The sequence below is a fragment of the Bacillus sp. 05T31 genome, assembly GCF_056396725.1.
In genome coordinates, this window is the sequence record NZ_JBFTMA010001501.1 from 1 (window position 1) to 370 (window position 370).

The following is a 370-nucleotide window of genomic DNA, read 5'->3' on the forward strand; positions in this document are numbered from 1 at the left end:
TGTATATGGTTGTCCAGACGTCATCCAGACTGTTCCAATCTCGTTATAACCACTTCTAGCTGTATCTTGATTGAATAAAGCGAAATTTAAACCATCCTTTCCGTAAATAGCCACTGTATTGGTGAAATTAGGGTTATTCAGATATACTCGGACCGAAAACCAACCACTAGCGACATACTGTGTAAAAGACCAATTATATTTGACAGAAATATCAGCACTGTCCCAATGAATTCTTGAATCTCCGTAGTTACCATTACTTAGTTTGCTCCAGGAACCTGAATAATAATTACTGTAACCATTAGTGTTTGTGTCATTGTCAATTTCCACTGTTCCAGCTGCATAGGCACTATCGGACGGTATTAAGGGTAAG

Annotated in this window: 1 protein-coding gene; it reads right to left on the reverse strand. The window is 38.4% G+C overall.

Going from position 1 to position 370, the window contains the following annotated elements; translation table 11 throughout:
• Positions 1-327: hypothetical protein (locus tag AC1DJR_RS34065; RefSeq protein ID WP_477004679.1), on the reverse strand; the 327-nt coding region annotated here is incomplete at its 3' end.
• Positions 328-370 lie beyond the last annotated feature (43 nt).